28 protein-coding genes are annotated in these 26,847 nt (G+C 70.1%); 10 read left to right on the forward strand and 18 right to left on the reverse strand.

Annotated features, from left to right (window positions below; all coding sequences use genetic code 11):
* Positions 1 to 38: 38 nt before the first annotated feature.
* The gene (locus tag JQS43_RS17300) at positions 39 to 695 is read right to left on the reverse strand and encodes a potassium channel family protein (protein ID WP_239675437.1); all 657 of its coding nucleotides are present in this window, start codon (positions 693 to 695) and stop codon (positions 39 to 41) included.
* 1 nt (position 696) lies between these two features.
* Positions 697 to 1,359, reverse strand: a complete 663-nt coding sequence (locus JQS43_RS17305) for a potassium channel family protein (protein ID WP_239679470.1) — start codon at positions 1,357 to 1,359, stop codon at positions 697 to 699.
* 52 nt (positions 1,360 to 1,411) lie between these two features.
* Here JQS43_RS17305 and JQS43_RS17310 point away from each other — a divergent pair, with 52 nt between their 5' ends.
* Positions 1,412 to 3,427, forward strand: coding sequence for an APC family permease (locus tag JQS43_RS17310; protein ID WP_239675438.1), 2,016 nt, complete (start codon positions 1,412 to 1,414; stop codon positions 3,425 to 3,427).
* Between the two features lie 11 nt (positions 3,428 to 3,438).
* Here JQS43_RS17310 and JQS43_RS17315 read toward each other — a convergent pair whose 3' ends face one another.
* Genes JQS43_RS17315 through dut form a run of 4 tightly spaced genes read right to left on the reverse strand, consistent with a single transcriptional unit; the run spans position 3,439 to position 5,883 of the window.
* On the reverse strand, positions 3,439 to 4,149 hold the full coding sequence (locus JQS43_RS17315; RefSeq protein WP_239675439.1) for a DUF3159 domain-containing protein: 711 nt from the start codon (positions 4,147 to 4,149) through the stop codon (positions 3,439 to 3,441).
* Positions 4,150 to 4,186: 37 nt separating this feature from the next.
* The gene (locus tag JQS43_RS17320; RefSeq protein WP_239675440.1) at positions 4,187 to 4,570 is read right to left on the reverse strand and encodes an OB-fold nucleic acid binding domain-containing protein; all 384 of its coding nucleotides are present in this window, start codon (positions 4,568 to 4,570) and stop codon (positions 4,187 to 4,189) included.
* A 10-nt stretch (positions 4,571 to 4,580) separates the two neighbouring features.
* Positions 4,581 to 5,372, reverse strand: a complete 792-nt coding sequence (locus tag JQS43_RS17325; RefSeq protein ID WP_239679471.1) for a DUF3710 domain-containing protein — start codon at positions 5,370 to 5,372, stop codon at positions 4,581 to 4,583.
* Positions 5,373 to 5,412: 40 nt separating this feature from the next.
* Positions 5,413 to 5,883 (reverse strand): dUTP diphosphatase, encoded by a 471-nt coding sequence (dut, locus tag JQS43_RS17330; protein WP_420847593.1) that lies wholly within the window; start codon positions 5,881 to 5,883, stop codon positions 5,413 to 5,415.
* 29 nt (positions 5,884 to 5,912) lie between these two features.
* Between dut and JQS43_RS17335 the strand changes: the two genes are divergently transcribed.
* Positions 5,913 to 6,371, forward strand: a complete 459-nt coding sequence (locus JQS43_RS17335) for a DUF3093 domain-containing protein (protein WP_239675441.1) — start codon at positions 5,913 to 5,915, stop codon at positions 6,369 to 6,371.
* A 67-nt stretch (positions 6,372 to 6,438) separates the two neighbouring features.
* On the opposite strand, the gene JQS43_RS17340 is transcribed toward JQS43_RS17335, so the two are convergent.
* Entirely contained in the window at positions 6,439 to 6,744 is a 306-nt protein-coding gene (locus JQS43_RS17340) for a DUF4193 domain-containing protein (protein WP_239679473.1), read from the reverse strand.
* 392 nt (positions 6,745 to 7,136) lie between these two features.
* Between JQS43_RS17340 and JQS43_RS17345 the strand changes: the two genes are divergently transcribed.
* Complete coding sequence (locus tag JQS43_RS17345; protein WP_239675442.1) at positions 7,137 to 7,724, forward strand: LytR C-terminal domain-containing protein; 588 nt, start codon at positions 7,137 to 7,139, stop codon at positions 7,722 to 7,724.
* A gap of 24 nt (positions 7,725 to 7,748) precedes the next feature.
* On the opposite strand, the gene JQS43_RS17350 is transcribed toward JQS43_RS17345, so the two are convergent.
* Positions 7,749 to 8,573: an inositol monophosphatase family protein gene (locus JQS43_RS17350; protein WP_420847709.1), complete on the reverse strand. Its 825-nt coding sequence runs from the start codon at positions 8,571 to 8,573 to the stop codon at positions 7,749 to 7,751.
* 192 nt (positions 8,574 to 8,765) lie between these two features.
* Here JQS43_RS17350 and JQS43_RS17355 point away from each other — a divergent pair, with 192 nt between their 5' ends.
* Both JQS43_RS17355 and JQS43_RS17360 read left to right on the forward strand, forming a co-directional pair.
* A complete protein-coding gene (locus tag JQS43_RS17355; RefSeq protein WP_239675444.1) occupies positions 8,766 to 10,355 on the forward strand; it encodes an RNA polymerase sigma factor in 1,590 nt (529 codons plus the stop codon).
* Between the two features lie 249 nt (positions 10,356 to 10,604).
* On the forward strand, positions 10,605 to 10,835 hold the full coding sequence (locus tag JQS43_RS17360; protein ID WP_239675445.1) for a DUF7455 domain-containing protein: 231 nt from the start codon (positions 10,605 to 10,607) through the stop codon (positions 10,833 to 10,835).
* A gap of 226 nt (positions 10,836 to 11,061) precedes the next feature.
* Here JQS43_RS17360 and JQS43_RS17365 read toward each other — a convergent pair whose 3' ends face one another.
* The 5 genes from JQS43_RS17365 to JQS43_RS17385 form a co-directional block, all read right to left on the reverse strand.
* On the reverse strand, positions 11,062 to 12,792 hold the full coding sequence (locus tag JQS43_RS17365; protein WP_239675446.1) for a DEAD/DEAH box helicase: 1,731 nt from the start codon (positions 12,790 to 12,792) through the stop codon (positions 11,062 to 11,064).
* Entirely contained in the window at positions 12,785 to 13,030 is a 246-nt protein-coding gene (locus tag JQS43_RS17370; RefSeq protein ID WP_239675447.1) for a DUF3039 domain-containing protein, read from the reverse strand. The genes JQS43_RS17365 and JQS43_RS17370 overlap by 8 nt, the downstream gene beginning before the upstream one ends.
* Positions 13,031 to 13,089: 59 nt before the next feature.
* A complete protein-coding gene (locus tag JQS43_RS17375; RefSeq protein ID WP_239675448.1) occupies positions 13,090 to 13,725 on the reverse strand; it encodes a hypothetical protein in 636 nt (211 codons plus the stop codon).
* An 86-nt stretch (positions 13,726 to 13,811) separates the two neighbouring features.
* The gene (locus JQS43_RS17380) at positions 13,812 to 14,156 is read right to left on the reverse strand and encodes a DUF3099 domain-containing protein (RefSeq protein ID WP_239675449.1); all 345 of its coding nucleotides are present in this window, start codon (positions 14,154 to 14,156) and stop codon (positions 13,812 to 13,814) included.
* 27 nt (positions 14,157 to 14,183) lie between these two features.
* Positions 14,184 to 14,759 carry an HhH-GPD-type base excision DNA repair protein gene (locus JQS43_RS17385; RefSeq protein WP_239675450.1) on the reverse strand — a complete coding sequence of 192 codons (576 nt, stop codon included), beginning with the start codon at positions 14,757 to 14,759 and terminating at the stop codon, positions 14,184 to 14,186.
* A 74-nt stretch (positions 14,760 to 14,833) separates the two neighbouring features.
* Between JQS43_RS17385 and mgtE the strand changes: the two genes are divergently transcribed.
* From mgtE to sigB, 3 genes are all read left to right on the forward strand, one after another.
* The gene (gene mgtE, locus JQS43_RS17390; RefSeq protein ID WP_239675451.1) at positions 14,834 to 16,195 is read left to right on the forward strand and encodes a magnesium transporter; all 1,362 of its coding nucleotides are present in this window, start codon (positions 14,834 to 14,836) and stop codon (positions 16,193 to 16,195) included.
* 2 nt (positions 16,196 to 16,197) lie between these two features.
* The gene (gene dtd / locus JQS43_RS17395) at positions 16,198 to 16,620 is read left to right on the forward strand and encodes a D-aminoacyl-tRNA deacylase (protein WP_239675452.1); all 423 of its coding nucleotides are present in this window, start codon (positions 16,198 to 16,200) and stop codon (positions 16,618 to 16,620) included.
* 129 nt (positions 16,621 to 16,749) lie between these two features.
* Complete coding sequence (sigB, locus tag JQS43_RS17400) at positions 16,750 to 17,688, forward strand: RNA polymerase sigma factor SigB (protein ID WP_239675453.1); 939 nt, start codon at positions 16,750 to 16,752, stop codon at positions 17,686 to 17,688.
* Here sigB and JQS43_RS17405 read toward each other — a convergent pair.
* Genes JQS43_RS17405 through JQS43_RS17415 form a run of 3 tightly spaced genes read right to left on the reverse strand, consistent with a single transcriptional unit; the run spans position 17,676 to position 22,307 of the window.
* Entirely contained in the window at positions 17,676 to 20,276 is a 2,601-nt protein-coding gene (locus JQS43_RS17405) for a GNAT family N-acetyltransferase (protein WP_420847710.1), read from the reverse strand. The two genes, sigB and JQS43_RS17405, sit on opposite strands and share 13 nt — an antisense overlap.
* Positions 20,254 to 21,450, reverse strand: coding sequence for an acetoin utilization protein AcuC (locus JQS43_RS17410; RefSeq protein ID WP_239675455.1), 1,197 nt, complete (start codon positions 21,448 to 21,450; stop codon positions 20,254 to 20,256). Before JQS43_RS17410 ends, JQS43_RS17405 begins: the two co-directional genes overlap by 23 nt.
* Positions 21,447 to 22,307, reverse strand: coding sequence for a sulfurtransferase (locus tag JQS43_RS17415; protein ID WP_239675456.1), 861 nt, complete (start codon positions 22,305 to 22,307; stop codon positions 21,447 to 21,449). Before JQS43_RS17415 ends, JQS43_RS17410 begins: the two co-directional genes overlap by 4 nt.
* A gap of 78 nt (positions 22,308 to 22,385) precedes the next feature.
* On the opposite strand from JQS43_RS17415, the gene JQS43_RS17420 reads away from it, so the two are divergent.
* Entirely contained in the window at positions 22,386 to 23,081 is a 696-nt protein-coding gene (locus JQS43_RS17420; protein ID WP_239675457.1) for an iron-dependent transcriptional repressor DtxR, read from the forward strand.
* A 96-nt stretch (positions 23,082 to 23,177) separates the two neighbouring features.
* Entirely contained in the window at positions 23,178 to 23,411 is a 234-nt protein-coding gene (locus JQS43_RS17425) for a FitA-like ribbon-helix-helix domain-containing protein (protein WP_239675458.1), read from the forward strand.
* A gap of 72 nt (positions 23,412 to 23,483) precedes the next feature.
* Here the strand turns inward: JQS43_RS17425 and JQS43_RS26085 are convergent, their stop codons facing one another.
* A complete protein-coding gene (locus tag JQS43_RS26085; protein WP_275580913.1) occupies positions 23,484 to 23,612 on the reverse strand; it encodes a hypothetical protein in 129 nt (42 codons plus the stop codon).
* Between the two features lie 381 nt (positions 23,613 to 23,993).
* Positions 23,994 to 25,202, reverse strand: a complete 1,209-nt coding sequence (locus tag JQS43_RS26325) for an iron-containing alcohol dehydrogenase (protein WP_420847594.1) — start codon at positions 25,200 to 25,202, stop codon at positions 23,994 to 23,996.
* Positions 25,203 to 26,847 lie beyond the last annotated feature (1,645 nt).

The raw sequence follows: 26,847 nt of genomic DNA on the forward strand, positions 1-26,847 counted from the left end.
GCGCCGCATGTGGCACAGCCACCCGACCGAGCCCGTCCTCAACCGAGCAGCACCTCGCGGACCTGCGGCTCCATCTCCGCGGTGCAGACGAAGACCAGCTCGTCGCCGGCCTCCAGGGTGTCGTCCGGGCTCGGCACCAGCACCCGCTTGCCCCGCACGATCGCCACCAGCGCAACGTCGCGCGGTAGCGGCACCTGCCGCAACGGTTGCCCCACGAACTCGACATTCTCCGGCAGGGTGATCTCCACCAGGTTCGCCTCGCCCTGCCGGAAGGTCATCAGCCGCACCAGGTCACCGACGGTGACCGCCTCCTCGACCAGCGCCGCCATCATCCGCGGCTTGCTGACCGGCACGTCCACGCCCCACTGCTCGGTGAAGAGCCACTCATTTTCGGCTCGGTTGACCCGGGCCACCACCCGCGGCACCGCGAACTCGGTCTTCGCTAGCAGCGACACCACCAGGTTGACCTTGTCGTCGCCGGTCGCCGCCACCACCACGTCGCAGTGCTGTAGCCGCGCCTCGTGCAGGCTGGACAGCTCGCAGGCGTCTGCCAGCACCCACTCCGCCCCGGGCACCCGCTCCGGGCGCAGCATCCGCGGGTACCGCTCGATCAGCATCACCTGATGGCCGTTGTCCACCAGCTCCTGGGCGATGGACCGACCCACGTTGCCGGCGCCCGCGATCGCGACCCGCATCTCACTGACCCTTCGGAGCGTCGCCGGCCACCGCCGCCACCTGCTCCACGATCTCGTCGGTGACCAGGAAGAAGATCTGATCCCCGTCTTGGATGACGGTGGTCGGGGTGGTCAGGGTGCCGATCCCGAACCGCATCAGGTACGCCACTCGCGCGCCGGTGGCCTGCTCCAACTCGGCCAGCGACCGGCCGACCCACGCTTGGTGCACCACCACGTCGAGGATCGCCACCAGGCCGGTCGGATCCCGCCACAGCTCCGCCGGCCCCTCCGGCGCCAGGTGCCGCATGATCCGGTCCGAGGTCCACCTGACCGTCGCCACCGTGGGGATGCCGAGCCGCTCATAGACCTCGGCCCGCTTGGCGTCGTAGATCCGCGCCACGACCTTGTTGACGCCGAAGGTCTCCCGGGCCAGCCGGGCCGAGATGATGTTGGAGTTGTCGCCGCTGGAGACCGCCGCGAACCCGTCCGCCCGCTCCGCCCCGGCCTCGATCAGCACGCCATGGTCGAAGCCCATGCCGGCGATGGTCCGGCCGTCGAAGTCGGGCGAGAGCCGCCGGAAGGCGTCCGGGTTGTGATCGATCACCGCCACGCTATGGCCCCGCTCCGCCAGGTGCATCGCCAGGGTGGACCCCACGCGACCACACCCCATGATGACGTAGTGCACGAGGTGCACCGTACCGCAGGCCGGTTTGCGGTCGTCGTTACGCTTACCCGTTGTGGCCAGCTCCACCTCCCTCCTGAAGCGGCTCGTCGTCGGTCGCCCCTTCCGCTCCGACCAGTCCCCCACCGAGCCGACCTCGCTACCGAAACGGGTGGCGCTGCCGGTCTTCGCCGCCGACCCGCTCTCCAGCGCGGCGTACGCGCCGGCGCAGATGCTGATGGCGCTCTCGGCCGGTGGCGCCGCCGCGTTCGTCTACGCCCCGTGGGTGGCGGCCGGGGTGGCGCTGGTGTTGGTCGTGGTGGTGGCGAGCTACCGGCAGACGGTGCGGGCATACCCGTCCGGCGGCGGCGACTACGAGGTCGCCGCCACCAACCTCGGCCCGGTGGGGGGCCTCACCGTCGCCAGCGCCCTGTTCGTCGACTACATGCTGACCGTCGCCGTATCGGTCGCGGCCGCCATCGACCACCTCGGGGCGATCGTCCCGGTGGTCACCTCCCACCGGACCGCCTTCGCGCTGGCCGCGGTGGCGCTACTGGTCGCGATCAACCTGCGGGGAGTACGCCAGCACCAGGTGCTCTTCGCCATCCCCACCTACGCTTTCCTCGCTGGGATGGTCGCCCTGGTGGGGTGGGGGTTGTGGCGCATCCTCGGCCGCGGCGACGACCTCGCGGCCCCCAGCGCCGACCTGGAGGTAGCCGGGCTGGCCACCGGCGGCGGGGTGGCCGGCGTCGCGCTGATCTTCCTCCTACTGCGGGCGTTCGCCTCCGGCTCGGTGACGCTCACCGGGATGCAGACACTGGCCAATCAGGTCCCCGCCTTCAAAGCCCCGAAGCCCCGCAACGCCGCGCTGGCTATGCTCACGGTCGGGATCATCTCGATCCTGTTGCTGGCGGCCATCGTCACGCTGGCCCGGCTCACCGGGCTGCAGTACGTCGAGGACCCCAGCGGCCAGATCACCGGCGCCAGCGACGACTACGTCCAGCCGCCGGTGACCGCGCAGCTCGCGGAGACCATCTTCGGCCACGCCCCGGTGGTCGCGATGCTGGTGGTGGCCGCCACCGCGCTGGTGCTCTTCTTCGCCGCGAACACAACCTTCGACGGATTCCCGTTGCTGGGGGCCCGCCTCGCCTCCGACCGCTACCTGCCTCGGCAGCTGCACACCCGCGGCGACCGGCTGGCCTTCTCCAACGGCATCCTGCTGCTCGGGGCGGGCGCTGGCCTGCTGGTGCTGGCTTTCCGAGCTGACGTGGTCTCGTTGATCCACCTCTACATCGTCGGGGTCTTCACCGCGTTCACCCTCTCCCAGGCCGGGATGGTGCGGCACTGGACCCGGCTGCTGCGCGACGAGCGCGACCCGGCGACCCGCCGCCACTACCAGCGGGCCCGGGCGTTGCAGGCGTTCGGCGCCTCGTTGACCGGGGCGGTGCTGGTGGTGGTGCTGGTGGCGAAGTTCAACCGCGGGGCCTGGATCTCGATTGCGGTGATGGCGATCCTGTACCTGCTGATGCGGGCGATCCGAAGCCACTACGACACGGTGGCACGGGAGCTGACCCCTACCGACATCAAGCCGGTGCTGCCCGCCCGCAACCACGCGGTGGTGCTGGTCAGCAAGGTACACATGCCGACGATGCGGGCGCTCGCCTACGCCCGGGCGACCCGGCCCGACACGTTGACCGCGGTAACCGTCCGGGTCGATCCGGACGACACCCGGATGCTGATGGCCGAGTGGGAAGGGCGCGGCCTGGAGGTGCCGCTGACCGTCATCGACTCGCCGTACCGCGAGATCACCCGCCCGATCATCGAGTACGTGAAGTCGATCCGCCGGGAATCACCCCGGGACGTGGTCACCGTCTTCATCCCGGAGTACGTGGTGGGGCGCTGGTGGGAGAACCTGCTGCACAACCAGAGCGCGCTGCGGCTCAAGGGGCGGCTGCACTTCGAGTCGGGGGTGATGGTCACCAGCGTGCCGTGGCAGCTCGCCTCCAGCTCCCGCAAGGGGCCGACCGACCGGATGGTCCGCGCCCCGCGCACCAGGGACGTCCCGGACTTCGAACGGATCCCGGAGGATTAGCCAGCGGCGGACTAGCCAGCGGCGGCCAGGCCCGGCGAGCCGGACTCGGGCTCGGACTCGGACGCTGACTCGGCTTGCCGGCGCTGCACCCGCCGGACCACCCAGATCGTGAAGACCAAGAGCAGGGCGTACGGCGGTGCGCCGAGGAGCAGCCGGGCGATCCCCAGCAGGTGCTCTTCATTGGCGAGGTAGAGCGCCGCCTGGATGCTGACCTTCACGATCCAGACTGCGGCCCAGAGCAGAGTCAGCCAGATGAAGGTTCGCATGAGCACCCGGTCCTTGCGCCAGTCGGAGCGCCCCTGGGTGAAAAGCACCGACCACAGCCACCCGACCAGCGGGTGCCGGATCGCGACCGACAGCAGCATGCCGGCGGCGTACCCGTAGCTGACCAGAATCCCGGGCAGGTAGAAGTCACGGGCCTCGCCGCTGCGCCACGCGATGACCGCGCCGAGCGCGATACCGAACAGGCCGTTGACCGCGTATCTTATCGGCCGGCGCTGCGCCAGCCGCACCACCGCGATCACCACCGCCACCCCGATCGAGCCGATCAGGGCGGGCTGCAGGCCCCAGATCAGGTTCGCGACGACGAAGATGGTGATCGGGATCGCCGACTCGACCATCCCCCGCCAGCCGCCCAGCTGCGTGGAGAGCTGCTCGGGGAAGCTCGGCAACTGTGCCGGGTCGTCTCCGGCCGGCCGGGACTTCCGCTCGTCAACCGTCACGCCATCGCCTTCCGTCCGGGGAGCCCTGGGCCGCACGTCAACAGCCGGGCACGAGTTCATAGTACGGGTTGTAAATCACGCATCGGCCTGCTCGCTGCGCGACCCGTCCCCGCACGGTCACCGTCCGCCCCGGCTCCACTCCGACGATCCGGCGTCGCCCCAGCCAGACCAGGGTCACGGTGCCGCTGCCGTCGTAGAGTTCGGCCTCCAGCGTGGGCAGGTTGGTGCGCGGGGTGTAGACCACCGTCCGCAGCCGACCGGTCACCACGACCAGGTCGCCGCGGTTCACCTCACCGGCGAATGCGCATCCGGAACGCACCGAGTCGGAGCGGAGCTGTTCCGCGTCGCGCTGCTCGTCGCTGGCGGCCCACCGGCCGAGCAGTCGCCGCCAGCGGGAACCCGTGCGTACCTGGCCTGCCATGATCGGCCCGTCAGCCGGGGGGCGGGCCCGCCGCCGACCGGCGGCTCGCGGCGGCGCCGTTCGGGGCCGCCCCGGCCCCGCCGCCGGTGGTGCCGGGGGCGGCCCCCGCGTTCGCGGCCGCCCGGCTCTGCACCTGCGCGGCCATCTCCTCGGTCAACCGCAGCGGCAGCGGCTCCTTCGCCGGCCGGGCGTCGCTGCCCCGATCGACCACCAGCCCCCGCAGGCACTGCACCAGCGGTGCGGCCGCGGCCGGATCGACCGCGGCAGGCCCCTGATAGACCGCCCGCACCAGCCAGCGGGGGCCGCTCACCCCGACGAACCGGAGATCCTTGGGCCCCTGCTGGGTGCGGACCCGGGCGGTCAACTCGGTGCCGTAGTCGCCAGCGAACTCCTCCGCGGCGACCCCGTCTTTGGCGAGCGTCTGTTTGATCTCCGCCCGGACCTCGTCCCAGATCTGCTCGGTACGCGGTGCGGCGAAGACGCCCAACTGCAGCATGGATTCGCCGTGCACCAGGAAGACCTGCTGGACGACGCCCTCCTTGTTGGCCTGCACCCGCACCTCGACCCCCGACACCGAGGGAATCCTGAGGCTGCCGAGATCCAGCAGCCGACCGTCCTCGGGCGCCTCCGCGCTGTCGTAGGGACCAGCGGCCGGCGGCGCGGTGGCGCCGCCCAGCTCGCTACCCGGCTCACCGCTCGGCTCAGTTGTCGACTCGGCGGCTGGCGGCTCGGCCCGCCCCCGCCCGGCCTTACCGTCCCGGGCATGCCGGCCCTGGCTGCGGCTACCTCGCGAAAACATCAGACATCTCCTCGCCCATCACCATGTCGCTCACCGCGGAGCGCTACTCGCCCAGGCTGGCGTGGCCACCGGTCGAGCCGTGGCCGTCGCTGCCGCGGCGCGAGTCCGGAAGCTCCGCGACGAGCTGAAAGTCTGCCTGCTCCACCCGCTGCACCACAAGCTGGGCGATTCGGTCGCCCCGGGAGATCTTGACCGGCTGCTCACGATCATGGTTGATCAGAATCACCATGATCTCGCCGCGGTAGCCGGCGTCGACCGTCCCCGGCGCGTTCAGCACCGTCACCCCGAGCCGGGCCGCCAGCCCGCTCCGCGGATGGACCAGCCCGACATATCCTGGCGGCAGCGCCAGCGCCACCCCGGTCGGCACGGTGGCCCGCTGCCCTGGCGCCAGCTCCACGTCGCAGGCGGCGACCAGATCCGCGCCCGCGTCGCCCGGATGGGCGTACCTGGGCAGCGGAAGATCAGGGGCGAGCGCACGCAGCGCCACCCGGACCGGCTCGGCCAACGTATCCACCTCCGAGTCGTTACCGTACCCTCACCAGCATGGCCCAGCCGACCGGCACTATCGGGTATCAGGAGCGGCTCCGCGTGCCGTGGCGTTGGTGGCTGCCCGCGATTGCGATCGCGGCGGTGCTCGCCAGCCCATTCGTCTGGGGCCCGGTCGCCGGCCCGATCGGCTACGCGGCCCCGGTAATGCTGATCGGTGGCACCATCGCCGGCCTGTGGTGGTTGGGCCGGGTGCGGGTGGCGGTGGTCGACGACGAACTGCTGGTCGACGATGCCCGGTTGCCGGTGCGCTATGTCTCGCAGGCGATCCCGCTGGACGCCACCGGCCGGCAGGAGCTGCTCGGCCCGGGCGCGGACCCGCTCGCCTTCGTGGTGCAGCGACCGTGGCTGCCGGGGGCGGTCCAGGTGGTGCTGGACGACCCGGCGGATCCGACGCCCTACTGGTTGATCAGTTCCCGGCGACCAGCCGCGCTGGCCGCCGCCTTGTCACGCTGACCGTGCCCAGCCGGGGGCGGCGCTGCCGTCCGGCTCGGGCAGGTCCACACACCGCCGCGGGCGGCGTTTATGCGCACTCCCGGCAGATCAGCTCCCCCTGCTGCTCCCGGGCCAGCTGGCTCCGGTGATGCACCAGGAAGCAGCGGGAACACCGGAACTCGTCGCCCTGCATGGGCAGCACGCGAACCGGCGCGTCCTCATCGGCGAGCTCTGCCAGGTCGGCGCCGGGCAGCTCGAAACTCTCGGCGGCGTCCGCCTCGTCCACGTCGACAGTCGCGGACTGCGTATCGACCCGCCGCGCTTTCAATTCTTCGAGGCTGTCCTCCCCGATTTCCGCGTCGTCGCGACGCGGCGCGTCGTAGTCGGTGGCCATCGGACTCGTCACACTCCCGTACGTTGTCCCGTCCTGCCGCGGCAGCCGGTCGGCTGCGCGACGTCCCTGTGATAACACCTGATCGCGGCGGCTCGTTCCCCGAAACGGCCCTGTCGAGCCGGGTACGTTACCGGGCTCGCACAATACCGGTGCATCCGCCCAGCACGATGCGCAATCTTGTGAATTGCATCACTTTGAGTGCCTCGCTGGACTCGCGACGAGAGTAGCGGGCACACGCGCAAACGGCACGGCGCGGCGCGCCGGAGGTTGTCACTGGTCCCGCCAGCGCAGCCCGCACCCGGTCAACCGGCAGCCAGCGACCGGTTCGCCACCAACACCCGCGACCGCACCGGCATAATTGACTGACAGCCCGCACCGACCACGAACCGCTCATGCTGGTCGTCGCCGCTGTTCTGCACGAAGACTACCGTCCCGGGGAGCTGCCCACCATGTTGACTTTTGCGCGGGTACGAGCGCTGGCGATCATCGCGGTCCTGGTCCTGGGGGCGCTGATCGCGGTGCTCGTGGCGCTGACCCGGGACGACGGGTTGGTGACCGCCGACCACACCAGCTGCCCGGACGACGGGGTGGTGGCGAACCTGGAGCTCGCCGACCCCCGCGAGATCCGGATCAACGTCTACAACGCCACCGACCAGTCCGGGCTCGCCTCGCAGGTCGGTGAAGCGTTCGCCAACCGAGACTTCGAGGTGGTCGAGCAGGGCGAGGACCCACGCGACACCGACGGCGCCGGGGTGGCGGTGCTGCGCTACGGCCCACAAGCGGTGGGCGCGGCGCACGTGCTGCAGGCGTACTTCCTCAACACCGCCACCTTCGAGTTCGACCTGGAACGGGAGGACGACGTCGTCGACGTGGTCCTCGGCAACGGCTACCGGCAGCTCGCCACCCCGACCGAGGTACGGCTCTCGATCGCCGCCCTCGGCAGCCCGGTGCCGCCGCCGGGCACCTGCGTCGCCACCTAGCCACCGCCGGGTCCGGGCCCGCGCTCAGGGCCCGGCCGCCGCCGCCAACTCGCGGAGCCGGTCGTGCAACGGGCCGAAGAGCGCTGGCGGGGCCGCGATGAACATCTCCCCGTCTCCCGGCGCCCCGTCCAGGCCGGCGACGGTCAGCCCCGCCTCGGCCGCGATCAGTCCGCCCGCCGCGTGGTCCCAGGGCTGCAGCCCGCGCTCGTAGAAGACGTCCACCGTCCCCTCGGCCGCCAGGCACAGGTCCAGCGCCGCCGCCCCCAGCCGGCGTACGTCGCGCACCTGCGGCAGCAGCCGCGCCAACACCTCCGCCTGGTACGCCCGACGGGCCGGCTGATAGCCGAACCCGGTCGCCACCAGCGCGTGGCCGAGCCGGGTCTCGGTAGACCCCCGCAGCCGCCGCCCCTCCCGCCAGGCGCCGTGGCCGGCCGACGCCGACCACTGGTCACCGGTCGCGGCGTTCCGGACCACTCCAGCCACCACCTCGCCGTCGACCTCGGCGGCGATCGAGACCGCGTACCAGGGGATCCCATAGAGGTAGTTGACGGTTCCGTCGATCGGATCGAGCAGCCACCGCACCCCCGATCCACCGGCGCCGGCCGGGTCGCCGCCGGCGCCGTACTCCTCGCCGAAGACCGCGTCGGTGGGCCGGCGGCGGCGCAGCTCCGCCACGAGCTGCCGCTCGACCGCCCGGTCGGCGGCGGTCACGACGTCTGTCTCAGTACTCTTCGTCGATACCTCGCGGGCCGCCCCCGCCCGCAACTCCGCGACCTGTGCGGCCGCCGGGGCGACCACCGCTTCGGCGATGGCCAGCAGCTGCGCCGGGGTCGCCCGGTCCTCGTTCATCGTCATCCACCCATCGTCGCCGCCGACTCACTCGCTCCTGCCGGCGCGCGAGCTACGATGGCCGGCGAGGACAGCGCTACAATTTCAACGTTTACGCCGCTATCGCGCACCGGCCCAGGTTGTCGACCATTGTGCGATGGCTGGTGTGCCATGATCGTACGTAACCGAATCGTTGCCTCCGGAAGGTCGTCCGTGTCAGAAGCCCGCCAGACCGGCGCCGACGTACGCTCGCTCACCCACACTCTGATCGCACAGGCGCAGCAAGCCGGCGGTCGGATCGCCTCCGCCGAGGTCGCCCACGCGGTCGAGTCGGCAGCGGTGACTCCGATGCAGGCCAAGAAGGTGCTCCGGGCACTCTCTGACGCCGGGGTAACGGTCGTGGTGGACGGTTCTGTGAGCACTCGGCGACGCGCGGTCGCCGCCCGGTCCGCTACGTCCGCGTCGAAAGCGACCACCGCCCGCACCGCCAAAGCGGCCACCCCGGCCGCGGGTGCGGCGGCGAACCAGCAGCCCCCCAGCCCGCCGGTGCGGCCGGCCGCCAGCGAGCCAGCCCCCAAGCCGGTGAAGACCACCCGCAAGTCGACCAAGGCGACCACGGCGGACGCCGCCCCGGCCACAGCGCCGGCGCAGGCCACCCCCGGCGACCCACCCGTCGATGGCCAGTCTCCCCCCGGTGCCGGGATCTCCCTGAACGAGGAGGAGGCCGCCGCCCTCGCCGCCGCGGTCGACGATGTGGTGCTCGAAGAGCCCGTCGGGATGGCGGCCAAGGCGAAGGCCGACGCCGAGGCCGACGACGACTTCGACTGGGACGACGAGGAGTCGGAGGCGCTCAAGCAGGCCCGCCGGGACGCCGAGCTCACCGCCAGCGCCGACTCGGTCCGCGCGTACCTCAAGCAGATCGGAAAGGTGCCGCTGCTCAACGCCGAGCAGGAGGTGGAGCTCGCCAAACGGATCGAGGCCGGGCTCTACGCCACCGAGCGGCTACGGCTGGTCGAAGAAGAGGGCGAGGAGCTCGCCACCCCGATGCGCCGGGACCTGCTCTGGATCACCCGCGACGGCGACCGGGCCAAGAACCACCTCCTCGAAGCCAACCTTCGACTGGTGGTGTCGCTGGCGAAACGGTATACCGGCCGCGGCATGGCCTTCCTCGACCTGATCCAGGAGGGCAACCTGGGCCTGATCCGGGCGGTCGAGAAGTTCGACTACACCAAGGGCTACAAATTCTCCACCTACGCCACCTGGTGGATCCGGCAGGCGATCACCCGCGCCATGGCCGACCAGGCCCGCACCATCCGGATCCCGGTGCACATGGTCGAGGTGATCAACAAGCTGGGCCGGATCCAGCGGGAGCTGCTGCAGGACCTGGGCCGCGAGCCCACCCCTGAGGAGCTCGCCAAGGAGATGGACATCAGCCCCGAGAAGGTGCTGGAGATCCAGCAGTACGCTCGGGAACCGATCTCGTTGGACCAGACCATCGGCGACGAGGGCGACAGCCAACTCGGCGACTTCATCGAGGATTCCGAGGCGGTGGTCGCGGTCGACGCGGTCTCCTTCTCCCTCCTCCAGGACCAGCTGCAGCAGGTGCTACAGACGCTCTCGGAGCGGGAGGCGGGGGTGGTTCGGCTACGGTTCGGCCTCACCGACGGCCAGCCCCGCACCCTGGACGAGATCGGCCAGGTCTACGGTGTGACCCGGGAACGGATCCGGCAGATCGAATCCAAGACCATGTCGAAGCTGCGCCACCCGTCCCGATCCCAGGTGCTCCGCGACTACCTGGACTGATCCGATGGGCCGGCCCAGCTCCGGGGGACCGAACGGTCACCCGCACCGGCTGGTTTCGGGTAGTATTCGTCACCCGATCAGTCCGGTTCAGCGGGCCTCCGCTGGGCAGCGTTGACGGGAGATGCGCGATGTCGGGCAGACTGGTGTGACCTTGGTCCCCCGCCGGCGGGCCGGGAAGGCAATGGCTGCCGGGTATGTTGGACGATGTATGGACAGTGCGAAGCCGGTGACGATCAGAGGAGGATCGCGATGACCACGACCCTCACACCGCCTCCGGAGACACTGGCTCCGCTGGGAGCGGATGACCGGTGCGACCGGTGTAATGCGGCCGGCAAGCTCCGGATCACCATCACCGGCGACCGGGAGCTGGTGTTCTGCGGGCACCATGCCAACCGCTACGCGGATGACCTAGTAAAGATCACCGTTCGGTATGCGACCGACCCAGACTTCACCTGGCGGGGGGAAGAGCTACTCTCCTGACCTCCGCCGGTCGTCATGGACATGACGGCGGTACGGCAGCCCCACGGGGTCGCCGTACCGCCGTTTTTCATACCCGTCCACCCGGCCCGGCAGTGCCCGGCCCGGGCCGGCCCCGGGCCCTGCCGGGTCGATCATGAGCCTGTTAGCCGACACGCCCGGCGAGTCTGTCAACAGGCTCATGATCGGCCAAGCTAGGCGGCCGGCCAGGCTAGGCGGATCGGCCGGCCTAGAGGCTCCGGATCGCGGCAATCCGCTCTTCGAGCTGGGCGATCGTCGCTTGCGCGCTCGGCGGGCCGCCACAGCGCCGCCGCAGCTCCGCGTGGATCTTCCCGTGGGGTAGGCCGGTCCGGTGATGGTGGGCCGCGACCAGCCCGTTGAGCTGCCGCCGCAGCGCGATCCGCCGCTGGCCGGAGGTTAGATCCGGCTCCGCCGGCCGCTCGACCGTGGTCGTGGTGGTGCTGGCCGGCGGTTGGGCCGCCCGCTGCTCCGCCTGCCGCCGCTGCAGCAGCTGCGACACCTGCTCCGGGGTGAGTAGCCCGGGTAGGCCGAGGTACTCCTGCTCCTCCGGGGTGCCGGCGACCACCGGCGCACCGAACGACGCGCCGTCGTAGATCACCTGGTGGAGTTCGGCGGTGGCCGAGACCGCCTCGAATTGGCGGGCCAGCTCGTCGGTGGCCCGCTCGCTCTGTTGAGCGCGTTCCAGGGCCGCGTCGTCGAGCCCGTCCGGGTCGTCCTTCGCCTTGCCCAGCACGTGGTCACGCTGCGCCTCCAGCTCAGCGGCGAGGCTCAGCAGCACCGGCACGCTGGGCAGGAAGATGGTGCTGGTCTCCCCCGGGCGCCGGGCCCGGACGAACCGGCCCACCGCCTGCGCGAAGTAGAGCGGTGTGGCCGCGCTGGTGGCGTAGACCCCGACCGCCAGCCGGGGGATGTCCACCCCCTCGGAGACCATCCGGACCGCGACCAGCCACCGCTGCTGCGAGTGGGTGAAGGCGGCGATCTTCTCCGAGGCGTCGTCGTCGTCGGAGACCACCACCGTCGCCGGCTCGCCGGTCATCTGGGTGAGCAGCCGGCCGTATGCCCGGGCGGCGGTCTGGTCGGAGGCGATGACCAGGCCGGCGGCGTCGGGCATCCCGCCCTCCCGCAGCACCCGCAGCCGGGCGTCCGCGGCCCGCAGCACCTGCGGCATCCACTGACCGGCCGGGTCGAGCGCGGTCCGCCAGGCGGCTGCCACCACGTCTTTGGTCATCGGCTCCCCGAGCCGCGCCGCGAGCTCGTCGCCCGCGCTGGTGCGCCACCGGGTCTCGCCGGAGTAGGCCAGGAAGATCACCGGCCGGACCACGCCGTCGGTGAGCGCCTCGGCGTACCCGTAGGAGGAGTCGGCGCGGGAGCGCAGCAGCGACTCCCCTTCCGGCTCGTAGCTCACGAACGGGATCGGGTTGGCGTCGGAACGGAACGGGGTGCCGGTCAGCAGCAGCCGGCGGGTCGCGGGCTCGAAGGCGTTGGCGACCCCGTCGCCCCAGCTGCGGGAGTCGCCGGCGTGGTGGATCTCGTCCAGGATGACCAGGGTGGGGCGGGCGAGGGTCCGCCGCCGGTGCACCTGCGGCGCTGCCCCCACCTGTGCGTAGGTGAGCACCGCACCGTGGAAGTCGGCGGTCGAGTGGACGTCGGAGTTCCGGAACGAGGCGTCGAGCTGGATGCCGACCCGGGCCGCGGCCGCCGCCCACTGGTGTTTCAGGTGCTCGGTGGGGGCCACCACGGTCACGGCCGAGACCGTCCGGTCAGCGAGCAGCTCCGCCGCGATCCGTAGCGCGAAGGTGGTCTTACCGGCGCCCGGTGTCGCCACCGCGAGGAAGTCGGTCTTGCGGCGGCGCAAATACTCCACCAGCGCGCGCCGCTGCCACGCCCGCAGCGGGCCACAGGACTCCGGGTCGACCGCCAGGCGGTCGACCCTACTCATCCGGCAGCGACTCGTGGATCTCCTTGCACTGCGGGCAGACCGGGAACCGCTGCGGGTCCCGGGAGGGAACCCACAGCTTGCCACACAACGCCCGCACCGGGGTGCCCTCGATCATCGCGGCCATCAGCTTCCCCTTTGGCACATAATGCGAGAAGCGCTCTTGATCGCCGGCGTCGAACCGATAGTCGACGCTCTCTTCGCGAGTGATATCGGTGTCGGGCATCGTTGGCGTCGTCATGCCCCTAGTGTGGCAGGTCGGGAGCAGAACGGACAACGAGACTACCCGGTTAGCGGTGGTCATCCGACCGGCTCCGGACCGTCACCGCAGCCGTCGCCCAGCACCTGCTGGGGTGAGCCGTCCGCCGGGTCGAGTGTGATCTCCCAGTCGCCGTAACTGGTGCTCAGCAGCAACCGGTCGGCCGCCAGGAACTCGGCGGAGACCGCGCCGCACACCCGCCCGACCTCCCCGACCTCGCGCGCCGCCAGGCCTGACCCCTGCCAGATGTGCACGGTCAGGGTGGGGGTGGTGTCGCGGTCCCGGACCAGGGCAGCGGCGAACTCGCCGTCGGCGGAGCGGGCCAGCTCCTCGGCCTCGAAGGTGAAGTGGTCGCCGAACACCCCCCAGCCGAAGAGCCCCACGAACGCCACCGCGCCGGAGACCCAGCGCAGGGCGATCCGGCCACGCTGCCGGGTCTCGTTGCGGATCGGCAGGCCCAGCCACGACCCGACCAGCAGCAGCGTCGGCACCACCAACAGGCCGAGCATCGGATTGCCGAACTGATACTCCAACAGCACCGACCGCCATGGGTTCCAGGCGCCGAGCCCGAACAACACCGCCGCGACGATCCCCGCCGCGAGGAACACCACTCCGACGACTCGGCGCGCCACCCGCAATCTGGATCTAGTCGTCGAAACCTCTCCGACATCAGTCACGGCTCAAGAATGCCCAGAAAAGAGAAGAGACGCAACTTCAATACGATTAGGACACAGTTTTGATCAACTGTCCGATTACCGCTCCGCTACTCATGATCGACGGTACGGACCGGGCGGGTGTCCGCCGGAGCCGGCGGCAGTGACCGCCGCGATCCCAGCCGGAACCCGCGCAGCCGATGCTTCTCCTTCGGCAGCGGGCCATTGGCCAACACCACCGCGATCCATGGCAGGAAGGCCATCCCGGCGGCGCACAACGCCAGCCACAGCCACCACAGTGGCGGCTGCGCGGCGGCCACCACCGCGGCCGCGACCAGGCAGAGCACCCGGAAGGTCATGAGCACGACATAGCGGAACTCACGGGTGCGCAGTTGGTCTTCTTGACTGCGCGCCGCGTTGGTGATCAGGGTCGGCCGGTCGTCTCGGCGCTTCACGGCTCCTATCCTGCCACCGCGGGCTGACTACCCCGCCTTCGCGGCGGCCTTTTGTTGCTTCTTGTAGTCCCGGACCTGAGCCAGACTCTCGGCGTCGGTGATGTCCGCCGCCGACCGGAAGACCCCATCCTCACCGTACGGGCCCGCGGCCTCGCGCCACCCCGGCGGCCGTACCGCGAACTGTTTACCGAGCAGCGCCGCGAAGATTTTCGCCTTCTGGGGCCCGAAACCCGGCAATCCAGTCAGTCGTTTGATCAGCGCCGCGCCGCTCTCGGCGCCCTGCCACACCGCCGCCGGGTCACCGGCATAGTCTGCCACCAATGTCTGACACAACCGCTGGGTACGCTCGGCCATCGCCTTCGGGAACCGGTGCAGCGAGGGAGGTGTGGCAAAAATCTCAATCAACCCCTCGGGGTCGTGCTCGGCGATCGCCGCAGCGTCGAGCCGGGTCACCCCGAGCCGCTGCGCCAGCCGGTAGGGCGCCACGAAGGCCCACTCCATCGGCACCTGCTGGTCCAGCAGCATGCCCAACAACAACGCCAACGGGTCCTGCGCCAGCAACTCGTCGGCGTCCGGCTCGGTAGCCAGATACACGGTAGCCATACCCGCCAGCCTGCCAGACCGGCCGGCCGGACCGGCGCCGGAGCGCCGCAGTCGCGATCTGGCAGATTGGCGGCATGGAAGATCTGGAGCGGCTGCTGCGGGAGGGGGCGTGGGACGCGATCCGCCGCGACCTCACCCAGACCCGGCCATTCGACCTCGCCGCCGAGCTGACCCGCCTCGACGACCAGCAGCGGGCGGTCGCCTTCCGGCTACTGCCGAAGGACCTGGCGCTGGCGGTCTTCGAGGCGCTCGACCCACCGGTGCAGAAGGACCTGCTGAACGGGTTGCGGGACGAGGCGGTCCGGGAGCTGCTGGCCAACCTCGACCCGGACGACCGGGTGGAGCTGCTTGACGAGTTGCCGGCGAAGGTGGTCAACAAGCTGCTCGCCGACCTGAGCCCGCACGAGCGCCGGCTGACCACCGGGCTGCTCGGCTACCCGGCCGAGGCGGTCGGTCGGATGATGAGCCCGGAGTACGTCGCCCTCCGGCAGTCCATGACCGCCGGCGAAGCGCTGGACCGGGTACGGGCGGTCGGCGGCGCCGCCGAGACGGTGTACTCGCTACCGGTGATCGGCCCGGACCGCACCCTGCTCGGCATGACCAGCCTGCGGCAGGTGGTGCTGGCCGACCCGCAGACCCCGGTCTCGCAGCTGATGAGTGAACCCATCTCCGCCAGCGCGCTCACTGACCGGGAGACCGCGGCCCGGCTGCTGCAAGAGGCCGACCTGCTGGCGTTGCCGGTGGTCGACGCCGAGGACCGGCTGGTCGGCGTCTTCACCGTCGACGACGCGATGGAGGTGTTGGAGGGCGCCGACACCGAGGACGCGGCGCGCGCCGGTGGCGCGGAGCCACTGCGGCGCCCGTACCTGGTCGCCGGCGTGCTCCAGATTGCGCGTACCCGGGCGATGTGGCTGCTGGTGTTGATGGGCGCCGCCGCGCTGACGGTGTTGGTGCTCAACACCTTCGAGGCGGAGCTGGAGGCGGTGGTGGTGCTCGCGCTGTTCGTGCCGCTGCTGATCGGCACCGGCGGCAACGCCGGGGCCCAGGCCGCCACCACCGTCACCCGGGCGATCGCGGTCGGCGAGGTCAGATTCCGGGATCTGGGGCAGGTGCTCGCCCGGGAGGCCCGGGTCGGGGTGCTGCTCGGCGCGATGCTGGCGGTGGTCGCGTTCGCCGCCGGCACCGCGTTCCTGGCGCTGCGCGGCGAGGAGTGGGCCGATGCCGCCCGGGTCGCCTCGGTGCTGGCGCTGAGTCTGATCGGCATCTGCACCCTGGCGGCGAGCGCCGGGGCGTTGATGCCGATGCTGGCCAAGCGGATCGGGATCGATCCGGCGGTGGTCAGCGCCCCGTTCATCACCACCACAGTGGACGCTACCGGGCTGGTCATCTACTTTCTGGTGGCGCGGGCGGTGCTGGCAGACATGATGGGCGGGTAGCGATGCGGGCAGTGGTCCAGACGGTGAGCCGGGCGAGCGTCACCGTCGACGACGAGGTGGTCGGCGCGATCGGGGACGGGCTGCTGGTGCTGCTGGGAGTGACCCACTCCGACGACAGCGACATCGCGGCGGCGATGGCGCGGAAGGTCTACGAACTGCGCATTCTGGACGATCAGCGGTCGGCCTCGGACCTGGCGGCGCCGGTGCTGGTGGTGAGCCAGTTCACGCTCTACGGTGACGCCCGCAAGGGCCGCCGGCCGAGCTGGTCCGCCGCCGCCCCGGGGCCGGTCGCCGAGCCGCTGGTGGACGCGTTCGTGGCCGAACTCCGCGCCCGCGGCGCGACCGTGGCCACCGGCGTCTTCGGCGCCCACATGCTGGTCGAGAGCGTCAACGTCGGACCACGCACGGTGCAGCTGGAGTTGTAGCCCGCCCCACCACCGGTCAAACTTCACACCGATCACACATCCGGCTCACCGCCGTTTCACGCCTCCTCCGCCACTCTGGCATACGTCGGCAACAACCGCCGGCACAGAGCGGACGACAGAGGGGGAGACGTGACAGCCACGGCAGAGCTCGAGGCGATCGAGGAACGGTCAGGCGACCTGGTGCGGGCCTACCTCAACGGGATCGGGCGTCGCCAGCTGCTCACCGCCGAGCAGGAGGTGGACCTCGCCAAGCGGATCGAGGCCGGCCTGTACGCCGAGTACCGACTGGAGCGCGACACGTGCGGCGCGGACCTCCGGGGGGAGCTTGCCGCGGTCGCCGCCGATGGGCGCAGCGCCCGCGACCACCTGCTGGAGGCTAACCTCCGGCTGGTGGTAAGCATCGCCAAGCGTTATCTCGGCCGGGGGATGGCCTTCCTCGACCTGATCCAGGAGGGCAACCTGGGCCTGATCCGGGCGGTCGAGAAGTTCGACTACACCAAGGGCTACAAATTCTCCACCTACGCCACCTGGTGGATCCGGCAGGCGATCAGCCGCGCCCTCGCCGACCAGGCCCGCACCATCCGGCTGCCGGTGCATATGGTCGAGCGGGTGAACCGGATGCTGCGGGTGCGCCGGGATCTCGCCGCCACGCTCAGCCGAGAGCCGAACATCAACGAGATCGCCACTGAGCTTCAGGTCACCGAGTTCGAGGTGATCGAGCTGCTCTCCTACGACCGGGAGCCGGTCAGTCTGGACCAGACCGTCGGCGACGACGGCGAGTCGGAGCTCGGCGACTTCATCGCCGCCCCCCAGCGAGAGCACGCCGCCCCCGCCTCCCAGGGGCAGCTGCGCGACGAGGTCGAGATCGTGCTGGCCACCCTGTCGCAGCGGGAGCAGGCCGTCATCCGGCTCCGGTTCGGGCTCGACGACGGGCGGGTGCGAACCCTCGACGAGGTCGGGCAGGAGTGCGGGCTCTCCCGCGAGCGGATCCGGCAGATCGAGAAGGGCAGCCTACTCAAGCTCCGGCACCCTGAGCGGTCGCAGCAGCTCGCTCCCTACGCCGGCTGACCCCTCCCGTTGGCTGGATTGAGACGGCGGGGCCCGCTATCGGGCCTCGCCGTCGGCTCGCCGACCGTCACTTCCGCGTGCAGCACCGACCACCCGTCGGGGCGAGCCAGCACCGGATTCAACACCATCGATCGCAGGTGCGGCTGCTCGTCGGCGAGCCGCCCCACCCGCACCAGCAACTCCGCCAACGCCGCTCGGTCGACCTCGGCGGCGCCCCGCCAACCCCCAAGCAGCGGAGCGGCCCGGGGCGCCGCGACCAACGCCGCTGCGTCCCGGTCGGTCAACGGCGCCAGCCGCCACGCCCGGTCGCCTAGCAGCTCGGTCGCTACGCCCCCGAGGCCGAACCCGACCACCGGCCCGAACGCCGGATCCTGCGCCACCTCCACCACACACGCCACCCCGGGCGCCACCATCGGCTGCACCGCCACCTCGGCGCCGAACCGCCCGGCCAACTGCCGGTAGGCGCGGCGCACCGCAGCCCGGTCGGCGAGGTCGAGCCAGACCGCGCCCAGATCGGAACGGTGCCGCCACTGCGGATCCCCCGCCGCCGTCAACGCCACCGGGTACCCCAGCTCCGCGGCGGCCGCCACCGCCTCCGGCGCCGAGCGCACCCGCCGCCGCGGCACCACATCCACCCCGTAGTGACCGAGCGCCGCCGCTGGCTCCCCGGCCGCCAACGCCGCCGCCGCCGCGGCCGCCGCGGCCGAGTCGACCCCGGTCACCGCCGGCACCACCCCCGCCGGTTCCCGCCGCCAGCCGGCGTACCCGGCGACCCGCGCCAACGCCTGCACCGCCTCCTCCACCGACCGGTACGCCGGCACCTGCGGCGGCAACTCACCCGCCAGGAACGTAGCTACCACCGGCTTCTCCCCGGCCGCCGCGGCCCGCTCCACCGCCGCCGCGAGCGGCTCCCCCGTCGCCGGCGGGGCCGGCGGGGTCACCAGTACGACGACGGCGTCGACCATGTCGTCGGCCACCGCCCGGTCCAGCGCCGCCGCCAGCCGCTGCCGGTCGGCGCCCGGTCCGAGATCCCGCGGATACCCCGGGGCGAGCCGCAGCCCGGCGGGCGGGCAGGCCGCTGCGGCCAGGCTCCCCAACGCCGACGAATTGCAGATCACCGCGGTCCGGTTACCCGCCGGCAACGGCTGGTGCGCCAGCAGCGCCGCAACATCGAAGAGTTCGGAGACTGTGTGCACCCGGATCACCCCGGAATGCGCGAACAGCGCCGCCTTCGCCGCCTCGCCCGGGGCCGACTGGCCGGCCACCCCCTGCACCATCGGGGCCACCGCCACCAGCGGCTTGTGCCGGCCGACCGCCCGCGCCAGCCGGGCGAACTTCCGCGGATTGCCGAAGGTCTCCAGATAGAGCAGGATCACATCGGTACCGGGGTCGTCCCGCCAATACTGCAACAGATCATTACCGGAGACATCGGCACGGTTGCCGGCGGCGACGAAGCTCGACAAGCCGACCCGCCGCCGGTCCGCCTCGGCCAGCAACGCCACCGCGAACCCGCCGGACTGACTGAACAACGCGACCCGCCCCGGCTCCGGCAGATGCGGCGCCAACGTGGCGTTGAGCCGGGCCGCCGGGTCGGTGTTCGCCACGCCGAAGCAGTTCGGGCCCACCAGCCGGATCCCGTGGCCGCGGGCCGCCCGCAGCAGCTGCGCCTCGGCCCGGCCGCCGGCCGGACCGGTCTCGCTGAAGCCCGCCGACACCACCACCATCGCCCGCACCCCGGCCGCCGCCGCGTCGGCCACCGCCGCCGGCACCGCCGCCGCCGGCACCGCCACCACCGCCAGATCGAACGGATCACCGGTGGCGACCGCCTCCGCCGCCGCCGGGTACCAGTCGCGACGACCGTCCGGCGGCGCCGGATGCACCACCGCGACCGGGCCCGGGAAGCCGGCGTCGCGCAGATTGCCCAGCAGCACCGCCCCCAGCCCGGTCTGATCCCGCCGCACCCCGTAGACCAGCACCCCGCGCGGGGCGAGCAGCGGCCGGATCGACGCCGCCTCGGCCCGCTGCTCCCGCGCCCACTGCACCTCCCGCGACCGTTCGGTGGGCGCGATCGGGAAAGTCAGGTGCACCACCCCCTCCTCGAACCGGCGCGCCACCTCGTACCCGGCGTCGGCGAAGACCCGCTGCATGGCGCCGTTCTCCGGCAACACCTCGGCGACGAACCGGGTGATCCCGGCCTCCGCCGCGGCGGCCGCCAGATGCTCCAGCAGCACCGAGCCGATCCCCCGGCTCTGGTACGCGTCGGCCACCGTAAACGCCACCTCGGCCAACTCGGCGCCGGCGCCCCACCGGTCGTACCGGCCGACCGCGATCAGCTGATCGCCGGCCCACACCGCCAGCGCCTCCCGGTCATAATGGTCCACAGTGACCAACCGGCGCAGATCGGCCCGGGGAATCCTCGGGTACGGCGAAAAGTAGCGCAGATAGCGGGAACGATCCGACAGCTGCGCGTGCAGCTGCGCCAGCGCCGACTCGTCCGCCGGCCCCACCGATCGAAGCTGGACGGTGGTGCCGTCCGCAAGCAGCACGTCCGCCTGGCGGGTCACGTCAGTCCCGCGGGTCGTGCGGATCCAGGCCGTGCAGCGGGAACACCTCCCGGCGGGCGGCGGCGATCGCCCGGTCCAGCGGGTCCTGATCCTCCCCGCCCCCGGCCGGCTGCCACGGCTGATAGCCGGTATCCGCCTCGTCGGTAAGCCGCACCGGCACATCCGCCCCGGGCCGGCGCGCCGCCGCCAACGCCCGCCACGCCGCCGGCGTCGGCGTGACCGGGTCCAGCGGCTCCCCGGTCGCCACCGCCAGCAGGTGCGTCCACGCCCGGGGCACCGCGGCGACCAGGGCGTAACCGCCGCCCCCGGTCGCCACCCACCGGCCGCCGCACAGCTCGTCGGCGAGTTCCCGCAGCGCGAGGTAGGCCGCCCGCTGGCCATCGACGGTCAACCGCAGGTTCGCTAACGGATCCAGCAGATGGGTGTCGGCGCCGCACTGGGTGACCAGCACCTCCGGCTGGAAGGCCCGCAGCACCGGCGGCACCACCGCATGGAACGCGCGCAGCCAGCCGGCATCGTTGGTCCCGGCCGGCAGCGCCACGTTCACCGCCGAACCCGGCGCCGCCTCGCCCCCGGTCTCGGCGGGGAAGCCGGTGCCGGGAAAGAGACTCAACGGAGACTCGTGCAAGCTGACGGTGAGCACACCCGGATCGTCCCAGAACATCTCCTGCACCCCGTCGCCGTGGTGCACATCGATGTCGACGTAGGCGACCCGGGCCGCGCCGAGCTGCCGCAGCCGGGCGATCGCCACCGCCGGATCGTTGTAGACGCAGAACCCGGCGGCACGGGCGGGCATCGCGTGATGCAGCCCGCCGGCGATGCTCACCGCCCGGGTCGCCTCCCCCCGCCACACCGCCTCCGCGGCGGTCACGGTGGCGCCGGCGACCAACGCGCTCACCGCGTGCATCCCCTCGAAGATCGGATTGTCGGCGGTGCCGAGCCCCCACCCGCTGAAGAACGGATCATCCGGGGCGCTCTTCACGGCCGACAGATACTCCGGCTGGTGCACCAACTGCAGCAGATCGTCGTTGGCCGGCGGCGGCGCCACCACCCGTACCCCCGGCCGTTCCAGCAGGCCCAGGCCGCGGGCCAGGGCGATGGTCAGCTCGACCCGTACCGGATCGAGCGGATGATCCCCCAGGTCGTACCCGAGCAGGGCATCGTCCCAGGCGATCAGCGTGCCGAGATCAGCGCTCACGCGGCTGCCTCCTCTCCCTTCGCGACCGGACGATCCGGGTCGGTGATCCAGTGACTCCAGGAGCCGACGTACAAGGCGGCCTGCGAGAACCCGGCCCGGTGCAACGCCAGCAGCGTGTGCGCGGCGCTGACCCCGGAGCCGCAATACACCCCCAGCGGCTGGGCCGGATCCGGATCAGCCAGCACCTCCCCGACCGCGGCCCGAATCTCCGCCGGCGCCGACGCCCCGCCGAGCAGCTGCGGCGACGCGGGCAGGTTCACCGCCCCCGGAATGTGCCCGGCGACCGGGTCGACCGGCTCGGACTCGCCCCGGTAACGGGCGGCGGCCCGGACATCGAGCAGCCGCCCCCGAGCGGCGAGCGCGGCGGCCTGGTCGGCGTCGAGCGTCGGCAACCCGCCGGGCCGGACCCGCACGTCACCGACCTCCGGGACGGGCGTGCCGGTGCTGGTCGGGTGACCGGCCGCGACCCAGCCGGCGTACCCGCCGTCGAGCACGGAGACCTCGGTCAGCCCGGCCCACCGCAGGGTCCACCACGCCCGGGCAGCCGACTGCCGCCCCGGCTCGTCACCGCCCGCGTCGTAGACCACCACGGATGCGCCGTCGCGGACCCCGGCCGCCCGCAGCACCGCCTCCAGCCGGTGCGGGTCGGGCAACGGGTGTCGACCCCCGCGACCCGGCGGACCGCACAGCTGCGTGTCAAGATCGAGGAACACTGCCCCGGGCAGGTGGCCCGCGGCATACTCCTCGGCGCCAGCGGCCGGGCTGGCCAACCGCCACCGCACATCCAGCAGGGTGGGCGGCGAGGCGCCAGTGACCAGTGCGGCGAGACGGGCGGGATCGAGCAATGGATCGGCCACGCCCCCAAGTATGGTCGCCGCTCGCCGGCGCCAGTAGCTGCCCCGGGCGGGGTACCATCACGTGCGGAGGGGCTTTACGTGAATGACCTGGTCGACACCACCGAGATGTATCTCAAGACGATCCTCGAACTTGAAGAAGAGGGCGTCACACCGCTGCGTGCCCGAATCGCCGAACGGCTGCACCAGAGCGGGCCCACGGTCAGCCAGACCGTCGCCCGGATGGAGCGCGACGGCCTGCTCACCGTCGAGGGCGACCGGCAGTTGCACCTGACCGACGAGGGCCGCGGGTATGCGGTGTCGGTGATGCGCAAACACCGACTCGCCGAGCTGCTGCTGGTCAACGTCATCGGCATGCCGTATGAGCACGCCCACGAGGAGGCGTGCCGCTGGGAGCATGTGATGAGCGACGACGTGGAACGCCGCGTCTTCCAGCTGCTCGGCCGACCGACCCGGTCGCCGTACGGCAACCCGATCCCGGGGCTGGAGGAGTTCGGCCAGTCGGCGAAGGCGCCGGTAGCCACCGCTCCGCCGGACGACGGCAGCGAACGCAACCTGGCCTTCCCCGGGCTGGCCGGCCCGGTGGTGGTTCGCCGGATCTGCGAGAGCGTGCACTCCGACCCGGAGGTGATCCACCAGCTGCACTCGGCCGGGGTGGATCCGGGCGTCAAGGTGACGGTGGCGCAGGAGCGGGACTCGGTGACCATCGACCGCGGCGGCGAGCATGTGCGACTCCCCCGCGAGGTGGCCTCGCGGGTCTTCGTCGTCGCCGCCTGACCAAACCGCATTCCCTACCCACCACACCAAGCGGTGCCAAAAGTCATCCACCGTAGGCAGACTCCTGGCGGGTTGGCTCGGCTGCATAATGAAGCGATGGCTGCGATCACCATCCGGGATGTGCCCGACGAGGCTCGTGACGAGCTTGCCTCGCGGGCCGCACTGAGTGGCCGCTCGCTCCAGGAGTACCTCCGCGCTCAGTTGATCGAACTGGCCCGCCGCCCGGACGCGGAGGCGTTTGTGGCGCGGATCCGTGAACGCAAGCAGCGCACCGGCAGCCAACTCTCCCCGGAGGCGATCCTCGGGCATCGGGACGCCGACCGTCGATGAGCCTCGTCATCGACGCCCCAGCGAACCGCAGATCCAGTCTGGTCAGCAGCTCACCCATCGATCGAAACTGGGTTACATCACCCCCATCCGGGGGATCGGCGGCAGCGGCCGGCCGGTAGCGTCGAACAGCTCCCCAATCTGGCCACCGATCGCGACCGCGCCGACCGCCGCGTTGAACGCCAACCGGCGCATGTCGGTCAACTGGGCCCTGTTGCCAGGTGCGGCCCTTTCGGGCGACCACGCCCTCACGATGTTCGGCCACGGCAGCGGCGACGTCGGCCAGCGACACCCCGGTCACCTTCTCGTACGCGGACCGGCCGGGGTGATTGGGCGACCTTGCTCCCCACTCTCCACCTTGCTCACGCGTCCGTGGGACATACCGACCTGGCGAGCCACCCGGCGCGGGTAACGACGAGGGGACGAAGGCGCAGCCGGCTGCTACCGCGGCGGCAGCACCCAGGCAACAAATCGGTCGAACACCTGGGCAGACGAAGATCCAGCTCGTCTCGCCCCGCGGCTAGCCGCTGCCGCGCCACAGCTCCAGGTCAATGTCGGTGTGTGCGGACCCGATGCGCTGCCGTATTAGAAACCCGCGTCCCGCAGAAAGTAGCTAATATCCTTCGCCTTCAAGGTTCTACCGATCCATGGAACCAGGCCCGCCCATAGCGACACTGCCTCATGCGACCACTGATCAATCAATTGATCCCGATGAGGTGTGCCATCGCCGCTGCCTTGTTGGCGGACATCGGCAAGAAACCGTAAAACTCGTCCGCCCAGACTTGATTTTAACCCTGTGTGCCGCTCCAGCAGCTTCCATCTACTCATACGACCGAATCGTTCATCACCATTCCAAACTCTCTCGAGAATCGAAGGTAACGCCTGGGCAGTCAACGATCCCTTTGAGCGTGGAACACTGGCAGCAATCGTATTCTGGATACACCACCATGGGTGGGCAGATGGCTCCCATTCGTCGATATGTGCCCCAGCCATCGTCGCAATCGTGAGCCACTCGAGCGAAACGCGATCCGTAGACGAAAGGTCGTTACCTAACATCAGGCTCTCACCGAGCTTAAGAGTACGGACTACTATCCAACCTCCCACCCGGTCCGCTTTTCTTGAGCTCCGCTCAGTTACCAAGTATGGTTCGATTCCTCGAGAGAGGACCTCACAGATCGTCTCCGCTAGTATCCGACACCCCAACGTCAATCCATGCTCGGGATCCGCAATCACGGCCGTTGGCAGTAGCGTCCGGCCGGCGACCAGCCGCCGCGTATGACCGGAACGAGCTGAAAGACAAACTCTGTCCGATACGTGAGCCGCACTACCAGGTCTCGTGGAAACTGCAACTAAAGCCGATTCGCCCTCTAGAGTACGTGAGATGGGCGGGTTGAGAAGCCCGCGTGCACTGCTCCAGATGCTCTGGTCCAGGAGCCAAGGTTCGCGCTGAGCTGCCCGGGCCAGCTTTGTAGCATCAATCACAGCTCCGCCGCCTAGAGCAACACACAATGTGGGCCGACTAGCTCGGATACCATCAGCGATCCTTGAGGCCGACATCAAGGTTCCAAGATGGCCTATGGGAATCCGGTGTACGGTCGTTACCATTCCGGCCTGACTGAGCACCTCTTGCACTCGACGAAGACTACTACCTATGATCGCGATGTGCTCGTCGGTGACAACGAGAACGTCGCCCGAGCGGCAAGCCGGAATATTACGAAGTTTCTCAGTAGCCCGCGCGCCAACGAAAATGTCGGGAGAATCCCGATGCAACGGCAGTTCGTCGAACTCTAACATTAGAAACTAACTCGCAATAAACATACTAGTCGCGTGTCCGCCTACGATCGCGCGCAAGAAGCGCCGCGTGTACGACTCCACTGCTTATGAGTAAGACGCCGATGGCCAGCATGGTCGATCCCCATAGCAGGTGTCGAAGAGCGATCGTAGCCCCAGCCACGACTACGACAATGCCAGGAAGAATCATATAGAGTCTGCGCTTGTCGGCTCGCACATCTTCTCCCATCATGTGGAACAGCGCTGACAGCGGCGACATACGTCGCTGAACGAGCTACAGCAAGAAACCAGTGCACCTCCGCAGCTGGCGGCGACGCACAAAAGGCACTGCCACCAAAATGAACAAGGAAGGCACACTGCGCAACCCACAGAACTAAGAACGCAGTCTACACTCCACTCCCAATTGCAGTCACTACTAAGCCGACCAGGCCGGGGACCGCAGCAGGTGCAGCAGCCGCCACATGGATTCTCAGACAGCAATCCCAAGTCAGTGTTGGGTACGGGCGTAGGAACAGCACCATTTACACTTCTCGAAACAGTCCTCAGAACGGGACCGTTCGAAGCTTCGTGATCTACGTGTAGCCGGTGAACTTCGGTCCCAATCTCACTGATCTTTCGGGCTCGGTCGACGAGTACGCTTGTTCTGGTCGAGATAAGTACAGTACGCTGCTCGTACTGATGGAAGAAGATAATCGTCTCGCTGGTACCGTCGGCATGCTTCACTTCTTTGCCTGCAACCTCGAGCAGACCAGCAGCTGCACCTTCGCCGGTGTTCCCATCTGCAATCTTTAATGCTTCGCGGGAGATTGTCCCACTCGTTGCACCATTAGTTGTCGAACCTAGCGAATCTAGGTCGACGACGTTGCGAGTATCATCACCGTGTAAATGACTCATCGCGACTTCGATGAGCCGCTCGTCTGAAATATCACGTACGTCTTGTGGTGAAGCGGCGTTTTCTGGTCGGGCACTCGCGGCCGCAGCCGGCTGGGGTGTGCTGGCGAGGAGGCCGAGTCCAGCCACAGCCCCGAAGCCGACCCTGAAGAATGCTCTGCGGGAAGTCAGTGGTCCAGCTTGCTTGCCGTCCAGCGCTTCGTTGCCAAGTACGCCAAGCAACCGCCAAGTCGCACGCGGCCCAATCCGCTGCGCCAACACGGGGGCGATACGCCACCCGACCCAGGCTTCCGCCTTGCCGCCACGGCTCCTGACTAGAGTGGGACCCCACGGCGCATCCCGACCGAGTGCCTGTTGGCGCCAACGTCTCATGTCTGGCGAGCTTAAGGGCATCACGGTCACGAGATGCCCCACCTCATGACTGACACTTTCCGCTAAGCCACTGCAACGAGCGCACGAGGCATCGAATCCTAAGTAAAAGTTAGCGTCCACTTTCGCCTGCCAATACAGGACGGGTCCATGTTGGTCTGTCGCTATCGGGCACGACATCGTCGATGGGGTGACGCTAACACCGCCCCGTGATCGTGGTCAATCAATTGAGCGGGGCCGGTTAGGTCGTCGTTGATGGGCGGGCTAACCTGGCTGGTGTGGACGGGCGGTGCGCTTGGGGGCAGGTGCGGACCAGCGATGGTCCTGGATTTGCTGTAGCCCTCGCGGGGCAGCCACGCAGTCACCATCACCATGGGACGCGGTGGGG

Origin of the sequence: Natronosporangium hydrolyticum (assembly GCF_016925615.1) — a bacterium.
In the GTDB taxonomy this organism is placed as follows: Bacteria; Actinomycetota; Actinomycetes; order Mycobacteriales; family Micromonosporaceae; genus Natronosporangium; species Natronosporangium hydrolyticum.

Bases quoted from the DNA above. Each gene is read 5' to 3' on its own strand.
- JQS43_RS17300 (WP_239675437.1), bottom strand. From the start codon at position 695: ATGCGGGTCGCGATCGCGGGCGCCGGCAACGTGGGTCGGTCCATCGCC.
- JQS43_RS17320 (WP_239675440.1), bottom strand. From the start codon at position 4,570: ATGGCAGGCCAGGTACGCACGGGTTCCCGCTGGCGGCGACTGCTCGGC.
- JQS43_RS17335 (WP_239675441.1), top strand. From the start codon at position 5,913: ATGGCCCAGCCGACCGGCACTATCGGGTATCAGGAGCGGCTCCGCGTG.
- JQS43_RS17340 (WP_239679473.1), bottom strand. From the start codon at position 6,744: ATGGCCACCGACTACGACGCGCCGCGTCGCGACGACGCGGAAATCGGG.
- JQS43_RS17345 (WP_239675442.1), top strand. From the start codon at position 7,137: ATGCTGGTCGTCGCCGCTGTTCTGCACGAAGACTACCGTCCCGGGGAG.
- JQS43_RS17350 (WP_420847709.1), bottom strand. From the start codon at position 8,573: ATGAACGAGGACCGGGCGACCCCGGCGCAGCTGCTGGCCATCGCCGAA.
- JQS43_RS17360 (WP_239675445.1), top strand. From the start codon at position 10,605: ATGACCACGACCCTCACACCGCCTCCGGAGACACTGGCTCCGCTGGGA.
- JQS43_RS17365 (WP_239675446.1), bottom strand. From the start codon at position 12,792: ATGAGTAGGGTCGACCGCCTGGCGGTCGACCCGGAGTCCTGTGGCCCG.
- JQS43_RS17370 (WP_239675447.1), bottom strand. From the start codon at position 13,030: ATGACGACGCCAACGATGCCCGACACCGATATCACTCGCGAAGAGAGC.
- JQS43_RS17385 (WP_239675450.1), bottom strand. From the start codon at position 14,759: ATGGCTACCGTGTATCTGGCTACCGAGCCGGACGCCGACGAGTTGCTG.
- mgtE (WP_239675451.1), top strand. From the start codon at position 14,834: ATGGAAGATCTGGAGCGGCTGCTGCGGGAGGGGGCGTGGGACGCGATC.
- dtd (WP_239675452.1), top strand. From the start codon at position 16,198: ATGCGGGCAGTGGTCCAGACGGTGAGCCGGGCGAGCGTCACCGTCGAC.
- JQS43_RS17425 (WP_239675458.1), top strand. From the start codon at position 23,178: ATGGCTGCGATCACCATCCGGGATGTGCCCGACGAGGCTCGTGACGAG.
- JQS43_RS26325 (WP_420847594.1), bottom strand. From the start codon at position 25,202: ATGTTAGAGTTCGACGAACTGCCGTTGCATCGGGATTCTCCCGACATT.